The sequence below is a fragment of the Cryobacterium sp. TMS1-13-1 genome (genome assembly GCF_004403125.1).
Lineage (GTDB): Bacteria > Actinomycetota > Actinomycetes > Actinomycetales > Microbacteriaceae > Cryobacterium > Cryobacterium levicorallinum.
The window spans coordinates 17,181-36,742 of sequence record NZ_SOGX01000019.1 but is presented as its reverse complement, the minus strand read 5'-3'; the positions used below and the strand labels follow the sequence as shown (position 1 = coordinate 36,742).

At 61.8% G+C, this 19,562-nt stretch carries 22 protein-coding genes and 2 pseudogenes; 18 read left to right on the top strand and 6 right to left on the bottom strand.

Annotation, left to right across the window (positions count from 1 at the left end; all coding sequences use genetic code 11):
• Positions 1-133 precede the first annotated feature (133 nt).
• On the bottom strand, positions 134-577 hold the full coding sequence (locus E3T31_RS16145) for a nitroreductase family deazaflavin-dependent oxidoreductase (RefSeq protein ID WP_134470249.1): 444 nt from the start codon (positions 575-577) through the stop codon (positions 134-136).
• A gap of 39 nt (positions 578-616) precedes the next feature.
• Between E3T31_RS16145 and E3T31_RS16140 the strand changes: the two genes are divergently transcribed.
• From E3T31_RS16140 to E3T31_RS16080, 15 genes are all read left to right on the top strand, one after another.
• Positions 617-1,756 carry an alcohol dehydrogenase catalytic domain-containing protein gene (locus E3T31_RS16140; protein WP_134470248.1) on the top strand — a complete coding sequence of 380 codons (1,140 nt, stop codon included), beginning with the start codon at positions 617-619 and terminating at the stop codon, positions 1,754-1,756.
• A gap of 150 nt (positions 1,757-1,906) precedes the next feature.
• The gene (locus E3T31_RS16135; RefSeq protein ID WP_134470246.1) at positions 1,907-2,263 is read left to right on the top strand and encodes a YraN family protein; all 357 of its coding nucleotides are present in this window, start codon (positions 1,907-1,909) and stop codon (positions 2,261-2,263) included.
• Positions 2,263-3,201, top strand: a complete 939-nt coding sequence (locus tag E3T31_RS16130; RefSeq protein ID WP_134470244.1) for an ATP-binding protein — start codon at positions 2,263-2,265, stop codon at positions 3,199-3,201. The genes E3T31_RS16135 and E3T31_RS16130 overlap by 1 nt, the downstream gene beginning before the upstream one ends.
• A gap of 403 nt (positions 3,202-3,604) precedes the next feature.
• A complete protein-coding gene (locus tag E3T31_RS16125; RefSeq protein ID WP_134470242.1) occupies positions 3,605-4,507 on the top strand; it encodes a hypothetical protein in 903 nt (300 codons plus the stop codon).
• Positions 4,508-4,631: 124 nt separating this feature from the next.
• Positions 4,632-5,054, top strand: a complete 423-nt coding sequence (locus E3T31_RS16120; protein WP_134470240.1) for a hypothetical protein — start codon at positions 4,632-4,634, stop codon at positions 5,052-5,054.
• Between the two features lie 108 nt (positions 5,055-5,162).
• The gene (locus E3T31_RS16115) at positions 5,163-5,744 is read left to right on the top strand and encodes a hypothetical protein (RefSeq protein ID WP_134470238.1); all 582 of its coding nucleotides are present in this window, start codon (positions 5,163-5,165) and stop codon (positions 5,742-5,744) included.
• A gap of 8 nt (positions 5,745-5,752) precedes the next feature.
• On the top strand, positions 5,753-5,920 hold the full coding sequence (locus tag E3T31_RS17940) for a hypothetical protein (RefSeq protein WP_166788539.1): 168 nt from the start codon (positions 5,753-5,755) through the stop codon (positions 5,918-5,920).
• Between the two features lie 439 nt (positions 5,921-6,359).
• The gene (locus E3T31_RS16110; RefSeq protein WP_134470237.1) at positions 6,360-6,620 is read left to right on the top strand and encodes a helix-turn-helix transcriptional regulator; all 261 of its coding nucleotides are present in this window, start codon (positions 6,360-6,362) and stop codon (positions 6,618-6,620) included.
• A 1-nt stretch (position 6,621) separates the two neighbouring features.
• A complete protein-coding gene (locus E3T31_RS17935) occupies positions 6,622-6,762 on the top strand; it encodes a hypothetical protein (protein ID WP_166788538.1) in 141 nt (46 codons plus the stop codon).
• Entirely contained in the window at positions 6,755-7,714 is a 960-nt protein-coding gene (locus E3T31_RS16105; RefSeq protein ID WP_206750327.1) for a bifunctional DNA primase/polymerase, read from the top strand. The genes E3T31_RS17935 and E3T31_RS16105 overlap by 8 nt, the downstream gene beginning before the upstream one ends.
• Complete coding sequence (locus E3T31_RS16100; RefSeq protein WP_166788537.1) at positions 7,711-8,925, top strand: AAA family ATPase; 1,215 nt, start codon at positions 7,711-7,713, stop codon at positions 8,923-8,925. Before E3T31_RS16105 ends, E3T31_RS16100 begins: the two co-directional genes overlap by 4 nt.
• Before the next feature lie 921 nt (positions 8,926-9,846).
• Positions 9,847-10,167: a hypothetical protein gene (locus E3T31_RS16095; protein ID WP_134470231.1), complete on the top strand. Its 321-nt coding sequence runs from the start codon at positions 9,847-9,849 to the stop codon at positions 10,165-10,167.
• Positions 10,160-10,453, top strand: a complete 294-nt coding sequence (locus tag E3T31_RS16090; protein WP_134470229.1) for a hypothetical protein — start codon at positions 10,160-10,162, stop codon at positions 10,451-10,453. Before E3T31_RS16095 ends, E3T31_RS16090 begins: the two co-directional genes overlap by 8 nt.
• Before the next feature lie 2 nt (positions 10,454-10,455).
• Positions 10,456-11,121 (top strand): recombinase family protein, encoded by a 666-nt coding sequence (locus E3T31_RS16085; protein WP_206750326.1) that lies wholly within the window; start codon positions 10,456-10,458, stop codon positions 11,119-11,121.
• Entirely contained in the window at positions 11,118-11,999 is an 882-nt protein-coding gene (locus E3T31_RS16080) for a site-specific DNA-methyltransferase (RefSeq protein ID WP_134470225.1), read from the top strand. The genes E3T31_RS16085 and E3T31_RS16080 overlap by 4 nt, the downstream gene beginning before the upstream one ends.
• Here E3T31_RS16080 and E3T31_RS16075 read toward each other — a convergent pair.
• From E3T31_RS16075 to E3T31_RS17930, 4 genes are all read right to left on the bottom strand, one after another.
• A complete protein-coding gene (locus E3T31_RS16075) occupies positions 11,964-12,605 on the bottom strand; it encodes a hypothetical protein (RefSeq protein WP_134470223.1) in 642 nt (213 codons plus the stop codon). The genes E3T31_RS16080 and E3T31_RS16075 overlap by 36 nt on opposite strands.
• A 179-nt stretch (positions 12,606-12,784) precedes the next feature.
• A complete protein-coding gene (locus E3T31_RS16070) occupies positions 12,785-13,462 on the bottom strand; it encodes a hypothetical protein (protein ID WP_134470221.1) in 678 nt (225 codons plus the stop codon).
• 141 nt (positions 13,463-13,603) lie between these two features.
• Positions 13,604-14,353: a hypothetical protein gene (locus tag E3T31_RS16065; RefSeq protein WP_134470219.1), complete on the bottom strand. Its 750-nt coding sequence runs from the start codon at positions 14,351-14,353 to the stop codon at positions 13,604-13,606.
• A gap of 123 nt (positions 14,354-14,476) precedes the next feature.
• Positions 14,477-16,051 carry a recombinase family protein gene (locus tag E3T31_RS17930; RefSeq protein WP_166788536.1) on the bottom strand — a complete coding sequence of 525 codons (1,575 nt, stop codon included), beginning with the start codon at positions 16,049-16,051 and terminating at the stop codon, positions 14,477-14,479.
• A gap of 43 nt (positions 16,052-16,094) precedes the next feature.
• On the opposite strand from E3T31_RS17930, the pseudogene E3T31_RS18530 reads away from it, so the two are divergent.
• The 3 genes and pseudogenes from E3T31_RS18530 to dprA form a co-directional block, all read left to right on the top strand.
• Positions 16,095-16,358, top strand: a pseudogene (locus tag E3T31_RS18530) (ATP-binding protein); the annotation flags it as partial.
• A complete protein-coding gene (locus E3T31_RS18525; RefSeq protein ID WP_255454072.1) occupies positions 16,335-16,706 on the top strand; it encodes a hypothetical protein in 372 nt (123 codons plus the stop codon). The pseudogene E3T31_RS18530 and the gene E3T31_RS18525, both read left to right, overlap by 24 nt.
• A complete protein-coding gene (dprA, locus tag E3T31_RS16050) occupies positions 16,703-18,214 on the top strand; it encodes a DNA-processing protein DprA (protein WP_241978050.1) in 1,512 nt (503 codons plus the stop codon). Before E3T31_RS18525 ends, dprA begins: the two co-directional genes overlap by 4 nt.
• Before the next feature lie 309 nt (positions 18,215-18,523).
• Here the strand turns inward: dprA and E3T31_RS16045 are convergent.
• Positions 18,524-19,482, bottom strand: a pseudogene (locus E3T31_RS16045) (aspartate aminotransferase family protein); the annotation flags it as partial.
• Positions 19,483-19,562: the final 80 nt, after the last annotated feature.

The window sequence follows — 19,562 nt, the reverse complement described above, 5'->3', positions numbered from 1 at the left end:
GGGCCCGGGGATGTGCCCGCGTTCCGCAGGCGGCCCGCGGAGTCGGCGGGTCACTCGCTCCTCGCTCAGACATCGAGGGTAAGCAGGGAAGCCCGCCGCCGCTGCTTTCGCGTAGCGTAACCTCAACACCGGGTTAGCGCGGCTCGCAGATAACCACGGGAATGTCGCGGTCGGTTTTTGCCTGGTAGGCGCCATAGCCGGGGTAGGCGGCCACGATGCGCGGCCACAGCGCGGCTTTCTCAGCGGATGTCGCGGTGCGCGCCCGAAAAGGCCGCGTCACCCCGCGAATGGTCAGGTCTACGTCCGGCTGCGCCACGAGGTTGCTGTACCAGAACGGATGCCGGTCGTCGCCGCCCTTGGACGCCACCAGCACGTACCGCCCGCCCTCATGAATCGGCGCCGTGAGCATCGTCGACCGAGGGAACCCGCTGCTGCGGCCGATCGTGTGCAGTTCAACGGTCTGCATGGTGCCGATGGTCCAGCCGAGGCGTCCGCCCGAGAGGGCCAGCAGCATCCGGTGCACACCATTCATGGCGCGCATTGTGAGATCGGTCACCCGGTTGCGCAGCGTGGTCATAAGCCCAGCGTACGTGGCCGCTGGCGATAGGTTGGAGGAATGACTCCAACAATGATGCTCAGCACGATTCTTCGCGAAGCGGGCTCGGCGCGCCCCTACGCTGACAGCCGCCCGCTGACGTTTGAGCAGATTCCGGTGCCGGTCCCGCGCGCCGGCGAGGTGCTCGTGCGCATCGAACGGGCCAGCCTCTGCCACTCGGACCTGTCGGTCATTGACGGTTCGCGCCAGCGCCCCCTGCCGATGGCGCTCGGCCACGAAGCCGCGGGAACCGTTGCCGGGCTCGGCGACGGCATCGATGATCTCAAGCTCGGCGACCGGGTCGTTCTCGTGTTCGTGCCGAGCTGCGGCGACTGCCGCGCCTGCCGGGCCGGGCGGCCAGCACTCTGCCACCGTGGCGCCGAGGCCAATGGAACCGGCGACCTGCTGCACGGCCCGGCCGTACTGGTGAGCGGAGCGGGGGAGCGCATCAACCACCACCTGGGCGTCTCGGCGTTCTCCCAGTACGCCGTCGTCGCCCGCGAATCCGTCGTGGTGATCGACCAGGACGTTCCGTTCGAGGTCGCTGCAATGTTCGGCTGCGCGGCCCTGACCGGCATCGGCGCCGTGCTGGGCACCGGCGCCTTCGCGCCCGGCCAGTCGGTGATCGTGTTCGGTCTCGGCGCGGTCGGCCTGATGGCGGTCATGGCCGCCGCGCAGGTCGACGGCACGACCGTGATCGCCATCGATCCGCTGCCCGAAAAACAAGCCCTCGCCGTGCGGTGCGGCGCCGACCACGCCGGATCGCCCGAGCAAGCAGCGGAGCTCGTGAACACGCATGCCGGCGACGGCGTTGATCTCGCCATCGAGGCGGTCGGCAGCGCCCGGGTCATGGAGGCGAGCCTCGCCCTCCTCACCCGCGGCGGCGCGCTCGTCTCGGTCGGCCTGCCGCACCCCGAGCAGACCATCACAACGCCCGCGCTGCAGTTCGCGGGGCTCGGTCGCCGGCTGCTCGGCTCCTATATGGGCGACTCCGTGCCGAGCCGGGACATTCCGGCCTACCTGCAGCTCTGGCGCGACGGCAAGCTGCCGGTCGAGCTGCTGCACACCGATACGCGTCCGCTCGCCGACCTCAACGAGAGCCTGGATGCGCTCGTCGCCGGCGAGGTCGTACGCCGCTTGTTCGTGCTGCAGGACGAGTAGCCGCCCCGGTCTGTTCTGCACCCCGACGCAGCCTGCTCCTGCTGCGGGTAGCCTCCTCCACAGCGCCCGGATCGCCGCATTCTGTTCCAATTCGGGGGCGGCCCGGCCACGGCGCCCCGCGAGCGGTCACTCTGGTTCTCGGAGGCACTCGTGGCGCGCAAAGACGAAGTCGGCAAACTCGGTGAAGAGCAGGCCGCTCGCTTTCTGGAGGGTGCCGGCTACACAATTCTGACCCGCAACTGGCGGTGCGCCGAGGGAGAGATCGACCTCGTCGTACAACGCGGTTCTGCGGTGGTTTTTGTCGAGGTGAAGACGCGCAGCAGCCTGAGCTTTGGGCATCCGTTTGAAGCCATCACCGTGAAAAAACTTGCCCGCATGCGCCGCCTCGCCGCGGCCTGGTGTGTGCAGGCCGAGCGGTGGCCGCGCCAGATTAGGCTCGACGTCATCGCCGTGATCGCCCCGCGGGGCCGCGAACCGGTCATCGAACACCTCGAGGGCGTGTTCTGATGGGCATCGCCCGCACCCATGCCGTGGCGTTGCTCGGCCTGACCGGGGCGCTCGTCGAGGTCGAGGCCGATATCTCGGCGCAACTGCCCGGCATGATTCTGATCGGCCTGCCCGACGCTGCCCTGTCTCAGGCGACCCAGCGGGTGCGTGCTGCGGCTGCAAACAGTGGATGCCCCCTCACTGTTCACCGCCTCACCATCAATCTGTCGCCGGCCGCGCTGCCCAAACACGGTGCCGGGTTCGACCTCGCGATCGCCCTGGCTTGCCTCGCCGCCGACAGCACCATTTCGCAGGTGTCGGTGGGCAAGGTCGTGCACTTCGGCGAGCTTGCCCTCGACGGGCGGCTGCGACCGACCCCGGGAATCCTGCCGGGCGTGATGACCGCCGCCCGCCTCGGTCACACGACGGTGATGGTACCCATCGGCAATGAGGCAGAGGCGCGGCTCGTTCCCGATATTCGAGTGATCGGCGTCGCATCGCTGCGCGAGGCGGCGATCTGGCATGGGGCAGACCTCCCGCCGATTCCGGTCGAGCCGATCCTGGCGGCGACCGTACCGAGCAGTCTGGCTGCCGAACCCGACCTGGCCGACGTGATCGGCAACGACGACGCCATCCTGGCGCTGCAGATCGCCGCCGCCGGTGGGCACCACGTTTTTCTGCTCGGCCCGCCCGGCGCCGGCAAGACCATGCTCGCGGCCCGACTGCCCGGGCTGTTGCCCGATCTCGACCCGGCCAGCTCGCTCGAAGTCAGCTCCCTGCGCTCGCTCAGCGGTCTCGGACTCGGCGATGCCCTGATTACCCGGCCGCCATGGGAAGCGCCCCATCACACCGCAACGGCCGCAGCCATGGTCGGCGGCGGCAACGGGCAGATTCGTCCCGGTGCTGCCTCGCAAGCCTCGCACGGAGTGCTGTTTCTCGACGAAGCGACAAATTATTAATTCACCCAATAGTGCATCAAAGTATCGAATGTGATATCTATTGAAACAACGGCAATATCAGTGATGTTCCGCAGCCTTCTGAGCGTTGAGTGTTAGAGGTTCTCTCCACTCCGCAAGTCAGGCAGCAGTCAGCGTCGACCAGTGGTCACGCGCCATCCATTTTCACTGACCGTTAGGAGTTGCCATGGACCTTCAGTTCCGTGACATCATCGGAGCCGATCGAGGCTTCAACGTCGGGAGTGACATCCTCTCGACAACGGCTGACGGCGTTTCGCTCCAGACAATCTGGGATGAGTTCCAGAGCGCACTCTCCGCGTGGAACTCTGGCCGTAGCGCATTCACCGCCCTGTTCACCTTCAACACGACAGCTTCTTCCGACCTTGTGCCGCTCGACGGTGGCCGCATGGACCTTGAGCTGGCATCGGAGTTCGGCGTGCCTGTCGCCGGCCGCGCCACCCCGAACTACGGTCGCGTGGGTTACTACCTAGACTGGCACGACACCGCGAGCCGGTTCACGTACAAGTTCCTTCGCGACGCCAGTGCCTCACAGGTTGCAGCCGTGCAAATCGCAGCGCAGGAGGCCGACAACCGCCTCATCTTCAAGTCGATCATGTCGGCAATCACGACCCCGACTGGTGGCTTGTTCAGTCCTCGCGATGTGAACGAGTTGGGTCAGACGATCTACTCGCTCTATGCCGGTGACGCTGACGACAAGCCGCCGATGGCACCTGATGGAACAACCTTCTCTGCCAGTCACACTCACTATCTGGTGTCAGGTGCCGCTACCGTTGATTCTGGCGACCTTGACGACCTGATGGCGAAGCTGACCGAGCACGGTCGGGGTCTGAAGTCGTCGGGTGAGCGAATTGTGATCCTTGTCAACAAGCAAGAGAGCACAGTCATTCGCACCTTTCGCGCTGCGCTCGGTGCCAGCTTCGACTTCATCGCGACAGCCGACGAGCCTGCGTACCTCACCGACCTCTCGCTGGTTGGTTCGCGCCCGCCGTCAACATTCAACGGTCTGGATGTTCTTGGCTCCTACGGAGACGCGCTGATCGTTCAGGACTCACTTGCGAAAGCGGGCTACGTGATCGCCGTCGCAGTTGGCGGCGCCAACGTACTTGGCTTCCGTGAGCACCCGGTTGCTACCAACCGTGGTTTCCGCCTCGTCCAGGACAAGAACATGCGCTACCCACTGATTGACTCCGTGTACATGCGCGGCTTCGGTCTTGGCGTCCGCAACCGCGAAGGTGCAGCGGTCACCCAGATCAAGGCCAGCGGGGCATACACGGCACCGATCTGGTAACAGACAGGGCGCTGGGGACTTATCACCCCTTTCACCTCAGCGCCCAACATCTGGGCGTCGTCGCCTGTGGCCCTCGCGGCGACGTCCTTTCCAACCACAGAGGGCCGATTGGAAGGGCCACACCATGCACGCAAGCACTGACACTTTGGTCAACGCGATGACGGACCAGCTTGAGGCCGAGACTGCCGAAGCGCGGCGACTCGCCCCACAAAACCGCTTTATGCGAGCGCACCCAGTCATCGGCCCGATGATCACCGACGCTGTGACTCACCTCGACGGCGAGATTGAAGCTCACGGCACTGTGCCGATCATCCGGGCCCGCGATGCCCTCAGCGCGCATACGACGGAGCTGACCCGAACAGGCACATTCCCCATTGCATCCCGGGCATGCGTCCGATACTGCGATGTCTGCCGGAACGCTCAGGCGATTCTGGTGCCGTTCTGGGTTGCGTTCGGCCGTTACGTTGTGCAGATCGAGATGTGCGGTTCGTGCGCGGACGAATACATCTTCGAGCACGGTGCGACTCCGCAGACCGCGTCGGAGTGAATCATGGCTGCTAAGCGACAATGTAGAGGCACAGTCGGTGGGGCAAAGAATCCGCATAAGGGTGACCCATGCCGTAATTGGGCTATCTCTGGGAGCGACTTCTGTGGCGTGCATGGAGGTTCGATCAAGATTGCCAACGCGACAGCGGCCGACCTCCAGAACCGCTGCAAGGCTCACTCAACTCGTAGTGGCGAACAGTGCAAGAAGGCGGCCATCAGGGGCGGCACGGTCTGCAAGACGCACGGTGGCAGCGCTGGACACGTCGCGAAGAAGGCCCGCGAGCGTCTGCTTGAGCTCGCCGAGCCTGCTGTCATGCAGCTAAATCGCATCCTCAGCGCCCAGGGCACATCGGACAGTGACCGCCTGCGCGCTGTCCAAATGGTGCTCGATCGCACAGGCCTTGGCCCGGGGGTGAACGTGGAAGTGGAGGTGAAGCCATGGGAGATCACTATGCAGCACGTCTTCACGCAGGGCACTGGCGTGCAGATCAACCGTGCCGTGCCTGAGGACCTCGTCAAGGAGATGGGTGAACTTCCCGCCTACACCACGACAGACGCAACCTTTCTGAACGTCGAGGATGCCGAAGTGGTCGAGGACGAAGACGATATTCCTCGCATCATTCCGGGGAAGCTTCTTGGTGAGAAGGCTCACGTTCGAGGCTCAGCTGAGCCGCCCCGACGCAAGCAATAGGAGACACCGTGAACGAACCGCGCTTACCCGCTGGCCGCCAGTCGGGCGAGTTCTCGCCCGACCCCAACCGCGAGTGGAAACCTCTTGTCGATCCGAACGCGCCGCCGAGCGAGACACGTCGCAACATCGAGGAACGGTTCACGGAACGATCCGTCGACAGACGGCGTCGGCTGTGAGCGAGGACATCAGCACGTGGCGGCATCGAACGATCGAGGCGCGGCACGTCGCAACAGCACCGGGCTGTCCAAACAGTCCACAAGGAATGGCGCATTGCAGATGCCGCACGTTCAAGTCGCGTCGAGTCTGCCGCGACTTCATCGAGGAACAACAAGGCGTTGACTCGTAGCGCGCCCGCAGCGATCCCAGGATGCCCGCTGAGGCCCTAGCTTCGCGAGGTCGATAACAATATCGACCGCGCTTGTTAGCGCCGCAGATGTCGATTCCGTCAGACAGTCGATTACCCAGATCAAACGCGATATATTGAATCTATTACTCGCGCATCGCGTTGGTATTCGCTGGAGGGCCGACCTAAGACGGCACCAGGTACAACAGCCCGGAGGAAAACACACCGGGGGACCAAAGTACCGGCGATAGGACTACCGAAAGGTTCCTGTCGTGGCTCTCCCACACAGTCGGCAACCACTTGTCCGGCATATCAAGGTTCATGACCTCACCTACAAGAAGGTCGCGCAAGCGCTCGGAACGAACGCTGTCCGCATCAATAATCTTGCCCACGGCCATACGTACCCAACCCCGCGAGAAATCGATGCGCTGGAGCGGTTGTTTGGTCTGCCCGCTGAAGTCCTTCTAGACGAAGCCTCGCTGGAGTATCGGCACAGTTGGCCGCCGCGCTATGGCGACACGGTGGGTGAGTGACATGGCCGCCGCCGACAACGCGGCCGAAGATCGCCTCGCGCCGTTCTACGAGGCTGTCGCAGAAGCGAAAGTCATCTCAGACGCGACAGTTGATCGTGTCATTGCCTTCCTGTACTCGCTGGAGGTCGAAGATGATGCCTGATAACGCAGAAGGGGCCGCTTCACTGGCCAGCCAGCAAAACAGCCCCTCCCCGAAGGAAGAAACGCCCGCTCAAAAGTGTTTCGATAGCGATTATATCGCTGATCAGGGCATTAGTACATTATTGAGGTTCTTGCCTCTTCGGCCTGGAACTAACCGCCCATGGCTGACCGAATGGCCAAAGCGTGCGAGTGCCGATCACGACGTCATACAGGCATGGCGGCATGAGTTCCCTCGGTGCAACTGGGGGATTTTGACCGGGGATGGCATCGGCGTGCTTGACGTCGACTGCAAGCCGAATTTAGAAGAACCATGGAGCTTCCAAGGGTTCGCCTCGCTGATCGACGTAGAAGAACTGTTGGGCATCGACCTCAGCAACCTGCCATTGGTGCAGACCGCGAGTGGTGCCCACCTGTACTTCCGGTACAGCGGTCGCCTCGACAGTAAGGTCCCTTGGGTTCCTCACCTCGATGTGAAGGCTGACGGCGGCCATCAAGTCGCGGCACCGGGCACCATTCGCGACGGTGTCGATGGTGAGAGGGTCTACACCCTGCTTCGCGGTGACCTGAGAGACATCCCTTTCGCGCCCGAAGCCTTACTGCGGGCAATTCAAGGGTGGCGAATCAACCGTTCAGGCCTTGGAGGAGGGTCACCCTCTCCCCGCGCTGATCTTCCGTCGACAGAGGAGGCGATCACGAATGGACTGCCGCTCAGTTCCCGGAACGACTACATGCACCGGCTGGGGTGTCGTTGGTGGCTGAAGCTAGGTCTTGACGCCGAAGCGGAGGTCTGGGTGTTAGCTCGATTGGTCTGGGAGGCAACGCCTGGACAAGACAGCTTCCCATGGTCAGAGGTCGAGAAGGCCGTGCACAGCGCTCGGGGCTTCATCGACAGGGAGGACTACATCAACCGGCAGTTCATTACTGCCTGGCTCTACAGGGAGGGCTTGGCATGAGCCAGGCATTTGACAACAAGCGAATCGCAGAGTTGCTCGGAAAGGTCAATGACAAGCCGCGTGTAGCGGACAACCGTAGAACAGTTAGAAGGAAGGCGTCCGACATGATGCCCAGAAAGACATGGTGGGCGTGGCACAACTACGTCCCAATGGGAGCGCTTACGATCATCGCCGGTACAGCCGGCGTGGGAAAGTCAACGATCCTCACGCGCATGGCAGCCGACTGGTCAAATGGCGCAATGGCTGGTGACCTCGCTGGAAAGCCAGTCAACGTTCTGATGGCCGCTGGCGAAGACGACTTTGAACGACAAGTAGGCCCAAGACTGCGTGCGGCTGGTGCCGATCTTGAACGCATTGAAGAATTCATTGTCGAGATGGACACCACCACCGTAAAGGGCGTCGAGACGATGTTCCGTCTCGGTGACGACCTTGACTCATTGAGGGGCGACATCGAGGATTCTGGCGCTCGGATCGTGATTCTCGACCCGATAATCAGCTTCATGGATGGCAGCCCAGATCGTCCCAAGGAAGTTCGCATGGCTCTTGACCCTGTGGCGAAGCTCGCGCAGGAGTTGAACGTGGCGATCATCGCAGTAATGCACTGGCGAAAGGGTCACGGCTCGATTGCTGAAAAGCTGTCTGGTGCTCACGCTTGGCGAGACATTTGTCGGTCATACATTGCAGTGGCAAGAGATAAGCAAACTGGCTACACCATCGCCCAGCAGGATAAGAACAACTATGGTCCGGACGGTGACTGTTGGGCCTATGCAATGACTCAGGCACCAGTCAGGGTGCTGACTGGTGAGTTTGATGCCCACGGCGTCGAACAGACCGTCGAGCAGGAATTCGGCGTGGCGATCTACCTCGGGCCTAGTGACACATCTGTGGATGATCTACTTGCTCGTGAGAAACGCGCTCAGGATGGCCGGAGCACAGGTGACCCTGTCCGTGATGCGATCCTCGAATTCCTCAAGGGCACTGCACAGCCGCAATCCGTAACAGATATCCGTGAGCATGTGAACAGCATCGACGGCGCTGGCATCGGGCACAACCAATCGGTGCAGAACGTAGTCAATAAACTGATGCGAATGGTCAAGGCCGGTGACATCGACAGGCCTATGAGAGGGCATTATTCTTTCAAGTCGAGTGCCTCACCGTTCGCAACGCCAGCATCCAGCACAGGGGTCAACCTCGATGGCTGGGGCGAGTAATACACCCGCCTCGCGGGTAAATAAATATCGGGTGTACGGGTGTATAAGTCGCCCTAGAAGTGACTTATACACCCTATAAACCCCATTTTATATATACGCGCGAGGTGATACCTCGGGAGGGCAGATAGTCCTCGCGACCAACTGAAAGGGAGAACACGAACGATATGAAAGACACGAAAACCGTCACTTGCCCGAAGTGCCACACGCCGTGGGCAGGTGAGGTTATGAAGGGTGCTCATGGCCAATGCGCCGGCTGTGGAACATGGCTCGTAGCGGACTACCCGAGCACGCAGGGCAAGCCTCTCCGCATGTACGCGTACAAGACGCGCTATTTGGCTAATCAAGAAGTCGGAATCACCCATGCCATCAGGCACAGCGAGCCGACTGTAGTGATCGAGTGCCCTTACTGCGGTGAACTGCACTCACATGGCGGCTTCGGGCATCGCTACAGTCACTGCAGCCCCGTGACGGTACCTCGACACGGAATCGTTCAACTGCTGAAGCAAGACTCCGGAAAGGGCTATTGGATCATCGAGCGTAATGGCGTACCAGTCGCATTGACTTCGGAGCCGTAACAAGCTGCTCAAAGCCATGGATGGAAACAGCCGTAGAAGGCGCTTTCGAGGCGCATTTCAACAGTGAGGCACAGATCGAAGTACCTCGCGCGATGTCCATTCCGCGCCAGCGCCGCAGAGGCTTGCGGTAGGCCACACGATGCCTACCGAGGCGACGTAGGTGCGAGGTCGAAGATCGATATCACCCTGCCTGTCGATGCCTCAGATGCGCCCACGTCGCATGGAGTAAAACCCCAGATCAAACCCTATGTACAACAAACCGAGGGGTTATTTGACAAGAGGTGCACGATTGATATTGTCAACTTTGTAATCGAACAAATCTTCGAGACTCAAGGATGGAAAGACAATGACCGTTGAAGAACTTATCGAGGCGCTCCAAGGCCTCAACCCCAGTGCCGAAGTCCGCATGGCCTACCAGCCGAACTACCCGCTATGGTCGCTCGCCCAAAGCGTTGCCGAAGGCGACGAAGACGGCATGGCTGTTCACGCCTCGCCCGAGTGCAGCGAGTGCGGCGAAGACTCCGAACACCTTGCCGGTTGCCCTGCCGAAAGGGAACCGATCTCCGAGGCGGTGCCGGAAGGCGAAGCCGGATACGTGTACCTCACCGCGAGCGACGCTCGAAACGGCTACGCCTCGCCGTCGCTCTGGGAGGCTGCGAATGTCTAACCTCGATGCCTATTGGAGCCTGTACGATGTGACGCTCGCACGAATCCGTGCCGAAAAGCCGGACACGTTCGCGGCGTTGAAGGCGATCCTGGATACCTTCGAGCCTTCAAGCAGTGGCGACGCCTTCTTTCCAGATGGTGCCGACGACACGCTTGCCGACGCACTGGATAACGCAGGTTGGCGAGTGGAGTTCCGCGAGGCCTCATATGTCTACTACGCAAAGCACTCCACGACAGGTGCTCGTCTGTCCTACTTCGAGGGTGATCTATTCGAGGGCATCCGATGAGGGTGATCGGCTACCTCAGAGTCAGCACCATCACTCAGGAGCATGGCCTCGACGCACAGCGTGCAAGCATCACCGCCGAGGCGAAGCGTCGAGGTTGGCAGGTGGAGTGGATCGAGGATGCTGGAAAGTCGGGCAAGGACATCGACCGTCCTGGCATCACGGCTGCGCTCGCCATGCTGAAAGCGCGTGAGGCCGATGCTCTGGTCGTCGCGAAGCTGGATCGGCTGTCGCGTTCACTTGCCGACTTTGCTCGATTGCTGGAGTCTGCTGCGAAGCAAAACTGGAGCGTTGTGGCGCTTGACCTCGGCATCGACACGACAACGCCGACAGGCAAGCTGGTGGCGAATGTCATGGCAGCCGTTGCTCAGTGGGAACGCGAGACTATCGGGCTTCGCACCAAGGAAGCGCTCGCAGCCGCGAAAGCAAAGGGCGTGCATGTCGGCCGCCCTCAAGGTCAAGACCCTGCCGTTGTGCGCCGAATTCGCAACCTTCGCTCGCGAGGTCACACCTATCGCGCCATCGCAGATCGCCTCAACGGTGATGCTGTGCCGTTACCGGGCGGCGGCGTGCAATGGCATCCAAATAGCGTTCGCAGCGCCGAGGGTGTAGCTAACCTGTCGGTGGTCACGCCTAGGCTTGTCACTATGGAGTCAAGGGTTACCGCATGAGCAAGAGCATCGCGATGCTGCCAAGTTTTACCACTGAGCACGGGCAGCTCTTTCAGGGCGACTGCCTTGATCTAATGTCTCAGATGGAGTCTGGGTCAGTCGACCTCATTTTTGCCGACCCACCGTTCAACCTCGGGAAAATGTACGGCGATCACTACGATGACGCTACGAGCGAAGTCGAGTATTTGCGCTGGTCCAAAGAATGGATCGAACGAGGGTGTGAATTGCTTTCACCCGGGGGAGCGTTCTTCCTCTACAACATTCCGAAGTGGAACATACATAACGGCAAGACGTTTATGGAGCTGGGGATGAACTTCCGTCACTGGATAACCGTTGACATGAAGTTCGGATTGCCAATCCAGGGGAAACTGTACCCGGCTCACTACTCGATGCTCTATTTCACGAAGGGCAAGCCTCGGACATTTACTCGGCCTCGTTTGCCCATCCAGGTCTGCCGTCACTGCGGCGGGGACGTCAAGGACTACGGCGGGCACAGGAACAAGCTGCACCCCGACGGCATCAACGTTTCGGACGTGTGGAACGACATTTCGCCAGTGCGTCACAAGCGCACGAAGAATCGCGGCGCGAATGAGCTGAGCGAGAAGATGCTTGAGCGCGTCCTAACGATCGCCTCGAACCCTGGCGACACGGTCTTTGATCCGTTCGGTGGGTCAGGTACGACATACTCTGTCGCAGAGCGAATGCACCGGGAATGGATCGGCGTCGAACTTGGCGACGTAGAGCCAATCATCAATCGGCTGGATGGAACCGGGAACGACGTTGCGTTGCCGGACCTCGGTGATGGTGGCCGGAAACGGGCTAAGTCATTGAAGCCAAGGCCCCTAGATGAGAGCGCGCCCGTCCTTTCCCTTTGGTAGGCGGAGTACGTCAGTCGATGTGCGGTCATGCTCGACAGCGACAATGGCGAAATAGCTCAATGGAGCCAGCCGCCAGTCTGCCCATAGCTGTCGGTATGGCTGCAATTCCGGTTCGTTTCCGATTCGGTCGGTGAGAAAAGGCGCAAGCTTGCTGCTGGGCAGTATCAAGATGCCTCCGGAGATATAGCCAGATTTGATTCCCAAGGCGATGCGATTGATTGCACGGTGGCTAGACGAGATATTGCCCGTCTCCCATTCAGCGACGAAGGGAGCCATTTCACTATCATCGAAGGTTAGGTGTGCATCGAAGGCACCGGGGCGGGACCCTTTGATCGTTTCAGTGACGGAGCCGTCTCGTGGAGCATTCTTCTCAAGCTCCCAGCCGCGCGCCAAAATTGAGCGTGCAAAGCCGTTCTTGATCGGAACGACACCGTTGCCTTCGCCCCGCTTCTTGCCCGACTCCGGGTAGATCGCAAAGTCGACTGCTCCGACGGGCCAGACGACGCCAGTGATCGCGGCTTCGAGGTCTGCTTCGGCTTGGGCGAATTCCGCGGTTTGGGAGTAGCCACCTTCGTCAACAAGTGTGTCCCAGTTAGTTATCTTCATTTATTAAGCGTAACGAGCACTGGTGGTCGTTGCGCTACGTCGTAGTCCTCTCGGCATAAGTGCCCCCCTCACTGGGGTCTACAGATAAAGGTGTAGCAAAATTATCACTACAAGTTCAGGTACCGACTGATGACAGGCTCATTCGAAAATTACAAGGCGTCGACTACTCAGTAAGGCGCTCAAAAGGGAGCGGACCCCTCGATTCCGTCTTTGGTGAGTGACACCTTTACAGTCTTTCGCCGCAGTGCCTCATCGAGCCACGTAACGGACATGTTTACGCCTTGCGAGTAAGCACTCGAAGACAATTCGCCGATAAATGGGCCGGTTGAAGTTCCAGATAAGTTTTCCCAATGTCCAGCGTCCATAATTGTTAGGTTCGCGTCTGTTTCAATACGAACTTCCCGGGCGACGCTGCGAGGAACGGTGTTTACGAGCTGGAACTGGTCAAAGGTGCCTGGTTGAAGCCGAACGGCCCAGCGGGGTTCTGGAAGCGGCTTGGATGCGCCGATCGCGGCTGCGGCCTGCACCTGCTCCGCGCGCACCAGGGCGTCAGCATAGATCCTTCTGTCTGCTGCTGTAGATCTGTCGAAATCATCACTTTCGAGCTTTAGCCTCCTGACAGCATCCTCGGCGACGTCGTTCATCTCGCCTCGTAGCGCCTTGACCTCACAAGAATGTCTGCGCGCACTCACAGGGTGGAAGGACCAAGTCCAATTCAGGAACTTGCCGATGTGCGGGCCAATCTTTGGGATGAAAGACAGAAGTTTGAGGGCACCCAACAGGATGGCACCACCGATTACAGTAGCGGCGAGTTGGTTCTCATTCGCCCACGTCCAGAAGCTGTTCCATGTGTCCACGCGATAAACTTACCGAATTGGAAGTGATCGAGAAATACCTCTCTCCCATGCTGCCTTGGCCCTAGGCGCTGTCTGCCCGACCTCAAGCGGGCGCGGGCCGAGTCTTAACCTGCAAAGGTACCTATCCGCTCGGCTACAGCTCTAACCCGAAATCCCCGCGAGCAAATCCGTCGTCACGCGGTTCATGTGCTTGAGGGCTACTTTGTTGCGTTCAATGATTTCGGCATCGACGAGACCGTTTCCAGCACGCCGCTGTTTTTCGAATTTCGCTATCGCTCGTCTGAATTCCGCGTCGTGTTTCCAGATCTGGGCGAGAATCGCATGGTTCGATTGGCTCTGGATACGCTGTTCAGTGGTCCAGCCATGCCGGTCATTCTTAATCTCCAACGGGATGATCCCGATATATACGTCCGCCAGAGCCATCAGACTAGAGATTCGACGCCCCCGCACGAAGCGAATAGCTTCGGCGTGCAAAATGTCGCCTTGGCGGACGGTGCGCCGAAGCGTGTTTATGGCTGACCATGGGAACATATCCCCCAGCAATTGCAAGAGGTCAGTTAACGCAACGCTTAGTAGGCGCCACGCCGGAATGTAGGCCACGAGAAAGATCGCCGCGCCGATCCACAGCGACACGAGAAGACTCCCGATTCCGCTGGTGCTCTCTTCGGCAGTATTCGCGAGCGATAACATCAACACGTTCGGGAGGGGCACCACTACCAGCGAATAGGCAATTCCGAGGAACCATCGGCTCTTCCTATTTTTCTTGAATTTTTTCTTGCGCCAGCGTCCGGCAATGAATCGCGTTTCAATTACAAGGGCCAAGGCGAGTATCGGAACAATTTGGGCAGCTGCACCCCAGAACGCACGGCTTTCATCCCCAACTAGATCCACCCCTGGATACTATCTGGCCTCTCAGACGATGGCCGCCGATCAGGAAGCATCCCGAATGGCGCGTTTGCTATGCACGCTCGAGGAGTTCACTTAGATCTTTTCAAAGCCAGTCGCCTGATCGAATCACTCGTCACGCCATTCAATTCGAGTTCTCGCCTCGACGGCCGCCATTAGGCGTACTCTTTCGCGGTTCTTGTAATCCCTATCGGATTCGCTTGGTAGCTGGAAGGTGTTGCGTGGCACGCCCGAAGGCCAGTCGTCAATGACGACACGCTCTATGAAGAACTTCAAAAACTCTCGACGCTTGCCCGGAGTCCATTTTGGCCATGCTGCCAATATTCGATCTAGCTTTCCGAAGACTTCACCAACCGAGGGCTTCCCGACCAACTTAGCGATGTCCCTGCTGATCTGTTCGATCTCGGCGGTGATGCTGTCTCGCGCCGCTTTCAACTTCGCCTTGCTGATCAGACCGTCCAACGCGAAGTCCTCAGTGCGGTCAAGCTTCTGAGCCAGAGCCGTGCGTTGTTCGTTGAGGGCCGCGATCTTCGCATCGACGGCGGGGTCCTTCTCGGACTTGCGCGAGTGCCATTGCTCAGTCGACTTCAGCCGTGCTGTCGCCTGGCTGAATACGTACTCCTCAAGGAGGTCGTGGGCTACGGCGACTCGTCCGGTGTCTTGCCAGACCTCGACTTTCTTGCCATCGCGGGTAACCATCCGCTGCACCTGAGGGTGATGCTCGCTCGGGCCGTGTACGCGCCGAAGACACGAGAGGGAGGGGCGCTTGCCTTCGCCTCCACCTGACTTGGTGCTTGTAATGAGGGGCTTGCCGCACTTGCCGCAAACGGTAAGGCCTCCACCCATGCTGTATTTCCCACCTTTGACGCCGGGGGAGTGAGTGACCTTGCGGGAGGGATCGGTGAGCAATGCTTGGAGGCGGTCGAAGGTGTCTTGTTCGATGATCGGCTTCCAACCGACTTTGCCTGCCTTGGTCTCTCCGAGCATTGCACGGTTCATGAGGATGTGCCGCAGATTCGACTGCCTCCAGTGATGACCGCCTCGCGTCTTGTGTTTCGGTACTGAACCGCCGGGAACTTTCGGACTGTTCCAATCAGTGATGATTGCGTGCATCGGCTCGTAGTTTTCGAGCAAGCGTTTCGCGGCATCCTTGATCAGCTTGACCTCACTCTTTACTTCAACGAGCGCACCATCTTTGGCGCTGTAACCGTAGGGCGGTATCCCTCCGTGCCATTTGCCTGACTCGCTTGCATGCTGCTTCGAGCGCTTCTGACGCTCCGACGCGCGGCGTGACTCGAACCGAGCAATGCCAGCAAGCATCGTGCCTCGGAACTCACCGTCTGCTGTGCTGAGGTCGATCTCGCCATCGACGGTGACGACCCGTGCGCCAAGATCAATCAGCGTGTTGAGATCGCGGGTGTTCCTGAGCAAACGGTCGAGGTCCACCGCGATGACAACGTTGAAGTCATTGCCGATGCGGGGGAGCATCTCACCCCAACCTGTCTCTGGGCCGCGGGGCTTGGACGCTCGGATCTCGTTGTCCTTGAAGGTTGCGACGATATTCCAGCCGCGAGCTTCAGCAAGCTTGGTGCAACGAATGAGCTGGCTGTCGATGCCTTCTGCACGATCGAGCGATTGCCTGAGGTATAGGGCCGCCCTCTTCGGGGTCGATGATTGACTCATAGTTGACAATATCACAAGGGTGTATAACTGATTCTTTGCTGAAGCCCCCGAATTCGCTTCGCCGGTGCTTGACGCGCTGCGCCAACCGTTGGAATCCGGCTGGATCAGCATTCACCGAGCCAATGCCGTCGCCCACTTTCCGGCCAGTTTCCAACTGGTGATGGCGGCCAATCCTTGCCCCTGCGGGCAGTACGGGGCCGGCGACCTGAGCTGCACCTGCCCGCCGAACGCGCGCCGCCGCTATCTTGCGCGCATCTCCGGTCCGCTGCTCGACCGCATCGACATCCAACTCAACGTCAAGCGCATTACCGCCGCCCAGCTGCGCTTCGCCGCCGGCACCCAGCGCGTCACGAGCATTAGCGCCCGGGATCGGGTGGTGGCCGCTCGGGCTGCAGCAGCCGAACGGCTGGGCAGCACGCCGTGGACCGTGAACTCCCAGGTGCCCGGCCCGTGGCTGCGCGGTGCCCCGGTGCGGCTGGCCCCGGCATGCACGGCGGGCCTGGATCGCGCCCTCGAACGTGGCGGAATCACCATGCGCGGCTACGACCGGGTGCTGCGCATCGCCTGGACCCTCGCCGACTACGACGGTCTCACCAGTCCCGGCGCCGACCAGGTCGGTCAAGCCCTTTACCTACGCAAAGGAATGACATCATGAAGCTGTTTGGTCTCGACGAATCCCGGGTCAGGGCACTCGCCGCCGGTGTGCGCGGTGGGATGCCGGCGGCCGGTGACGGACCGCAGACCTGCGATGGCACCGCGGCTGCAGGCCAGAACCTGGTCCCGATTTCGAGCGCCAGGAAACCAGGTCTGGCCGGCAGCGCAGGCGTTGCTGATGGCACGGATCGGGCCGACGGTGCAGACGGGAGCGGCACGACCAACGGCGACGCCATGGAAATCGAGACCGCAATGGTCGCCGAGGTGTTCGCCCGCGCCGCGTGGTCGGGCATCGCCGAGCCGGGCGACGGCACGGCCGGAGTGCTCGTGGCGAGCCTCGGTGCCAGCGTCGCCCTGACCGTTATTCTCGAGGCGTGGAGCCCGGTGCGCCTCGGTGCCCTGGTGCGCGACGCGCTCTCCGGCGATACGACCGTCGGCCCGAGTGTGCTGTTCGCCGTGAGTCCGTCCATCGATTTCAGCGAAGCGGATGCCGACACCAGCGCCGAACTCGAGGCCGCGTTAGACCAGGGGCTGCAGCGCTGGCGCCCGCGGCTCAACTCGACCGAGGTCATCCGCTCGCTGCAACAGGCGGCCCGCGTCGAGGCTCGTTTGCTGCTGGCCACGGATTCCCTCTGGCCGGCGGCTCTCAATGACCTCGAGAAACACGCCCCGCTTGCCCTGTGGTGGCGTGGCGAACCCGGTGCCCTCGCCGCGCTGCCCAACTCCATTGCACTGGTCGGGGCGCGGGCAGCCACCGGATACGGCGAGCACATCGCCATGGAAGCTTCGGCGGGGCTGGTCGACCGTGGCTTCGCCATCGTTTCCGGTGCCGCGTACGGCATCGATGGGATGGCCCACCGGGCCGCCCTGGCCAGTGACGGTCTGACCGTGGCCTTTCTCGCCGGGGGAGTCGACCGGTTCTACCCGAGTGGCCACGACTCCCTGCTCACCCGCATCGTGGCCTCCGGCGCGGTCGTCTCCGAGCTTCCCTGCGGCGCAGCACCCACGAAATGGAGGTTTCTGCAACGAAACCGGCTCATCGCCGCGTCCAGTGCGGCGACGGTCGTGCTTGAGGCCGGCTGGCGGTCCGGCTCGCTCAACACAGCCGGCCACGCCTCCGCGCTCGGTCGCCCGCTTGGCGCGGTGCCCGGCCCGATCACGAGCCCGACCTCGGCTGGCTGCCACCGCCTCATCCGGGAGTTCGCCGCGGTGTGCGTGACCAACCCGACCGAAATGGCCGAACTGGTCGGCGATCGGTCGGTTCAGGTGCCCTTGGCCAATTTCCACCTGGAAGCGGGGCCCGAAACCGACACCGGCCCCGGGCCGATACCCCGCACGAGCGACCAGGTGCGCGTGTTTGATGCCCTCAGCGGTCGCTCGCCGCGCACGGTCGCCGACCTGTCACGCCGAGCCGGGCTGTCGAGTGCGGCCGTGCGCGGCGCCCTGGGCGGCCTCGACCTCGACGGCGCCGCCCAGGAACGCGAGGCTGGCTGGGTGCGCCGCGCGTAAGGCGCGTATGGGGCTACCAGGAACCAGCTGGAGCGGCGCTCCCGTGGCCGGGCGTGCGGCGTCACTGGATGGTGGTCGGATGCGGCCGTTAGATCCGCAGGGTCAATTTCGATCGTCCGTTGCGGGGCTATGGATTGCGTGCGCGTGCGCGTGCGCGTGCGGGTGCGGGTGCGGAGCTGAGCACGTGGCGTCCGGCCAGCGCTCCACTATGTCGTTGGCTGCGTCCACAACTGTGCCCATCGCTGCCTCCAAGTCTGGGACCACAGCTTTGTCCTCGGCCCCGTCCATGGCCGCGCAGGCCCGCTTCACGGCGGCGAGGGAGGACGCGACGTCCGCGGCATCCATCGACCAGTTGCTCACCGAGATGCGCAGAATGTCCCGGTCGTGCCAGCGCGACCTCGACATCCACGCTGAGCCGTCGGCAATGAGCTGTTGCGTCACCCGCCGGGTGCGATCGTCGCTGCCGAAACTCACGCACACCTGCGTGAACACCACCTCGTTGAGGACCTCGACCCCGGCATCGACCGTAGCCCATCGGCCAGGGCACGCGCATTGGCCGCGAGCCCGTCGACCAGCGCGATCGTGCCATCACGACCGAGGGATCGGAGCGCAGCCCAGACCGGAACGCCTCGCGCCCGACGGGACAGCTCCGGCACCTTCTCGAACGGGTTGCCCGGGCCAATGTTGCCGGAGTGCCGTCGGCCGCTACCCACAGGCCGAAAGCCCCGTCCACGTGTACCCAGGCTCCCTGCCGCTTCGCCACGTCGATCGCTGCACCCATCGGGTCGGATGCTCCAGAACCCACTGCCGACCGGCGGCAAGACCGACGAAATTGGCCATCGTCGCGCCCGTCGTGAATCCGACATCCGTTCCGGAAGGAAGCCCGAGCAGATCAAGGAGCCAGCCCGCAGCGGCCTCCTCGAGCACGGCAGTCGCGGGAGTGGCGAAGCGCATTCCGGCGTTCTGGTCCCACGCGGTCACCAGCAAGTCGTCGGCGAGGGCTGCTGGCAGGGTTCCCCCAATCACCCAGCCGAAGAACCGACCGGACGGCATCGCCATCAGACCGGGTTCCGCAAAGGGCCCCAGCTCGTCAATGACGTCGGCCGCAGCGGTTGGAGTCGGGGGAATGGGGCCGGTCGACAGCGCGGCCAGAGTATCAGCGTCGACGCGGGGCCGACCGGGCGGATAGGGAGCGACGCAAGCCAGGCTTGGGCGTGCAGCAGTGCACGGTCCAACGCCTCGGTGTAGGCGTCCGGCTGGGCAGACATGCAGCCATGATAGCCCCGGGTGACCGGACTGTCGGTGGCAGCCCGTAGGGTGGATCCCAACGACGGGACGGGAAATGGCG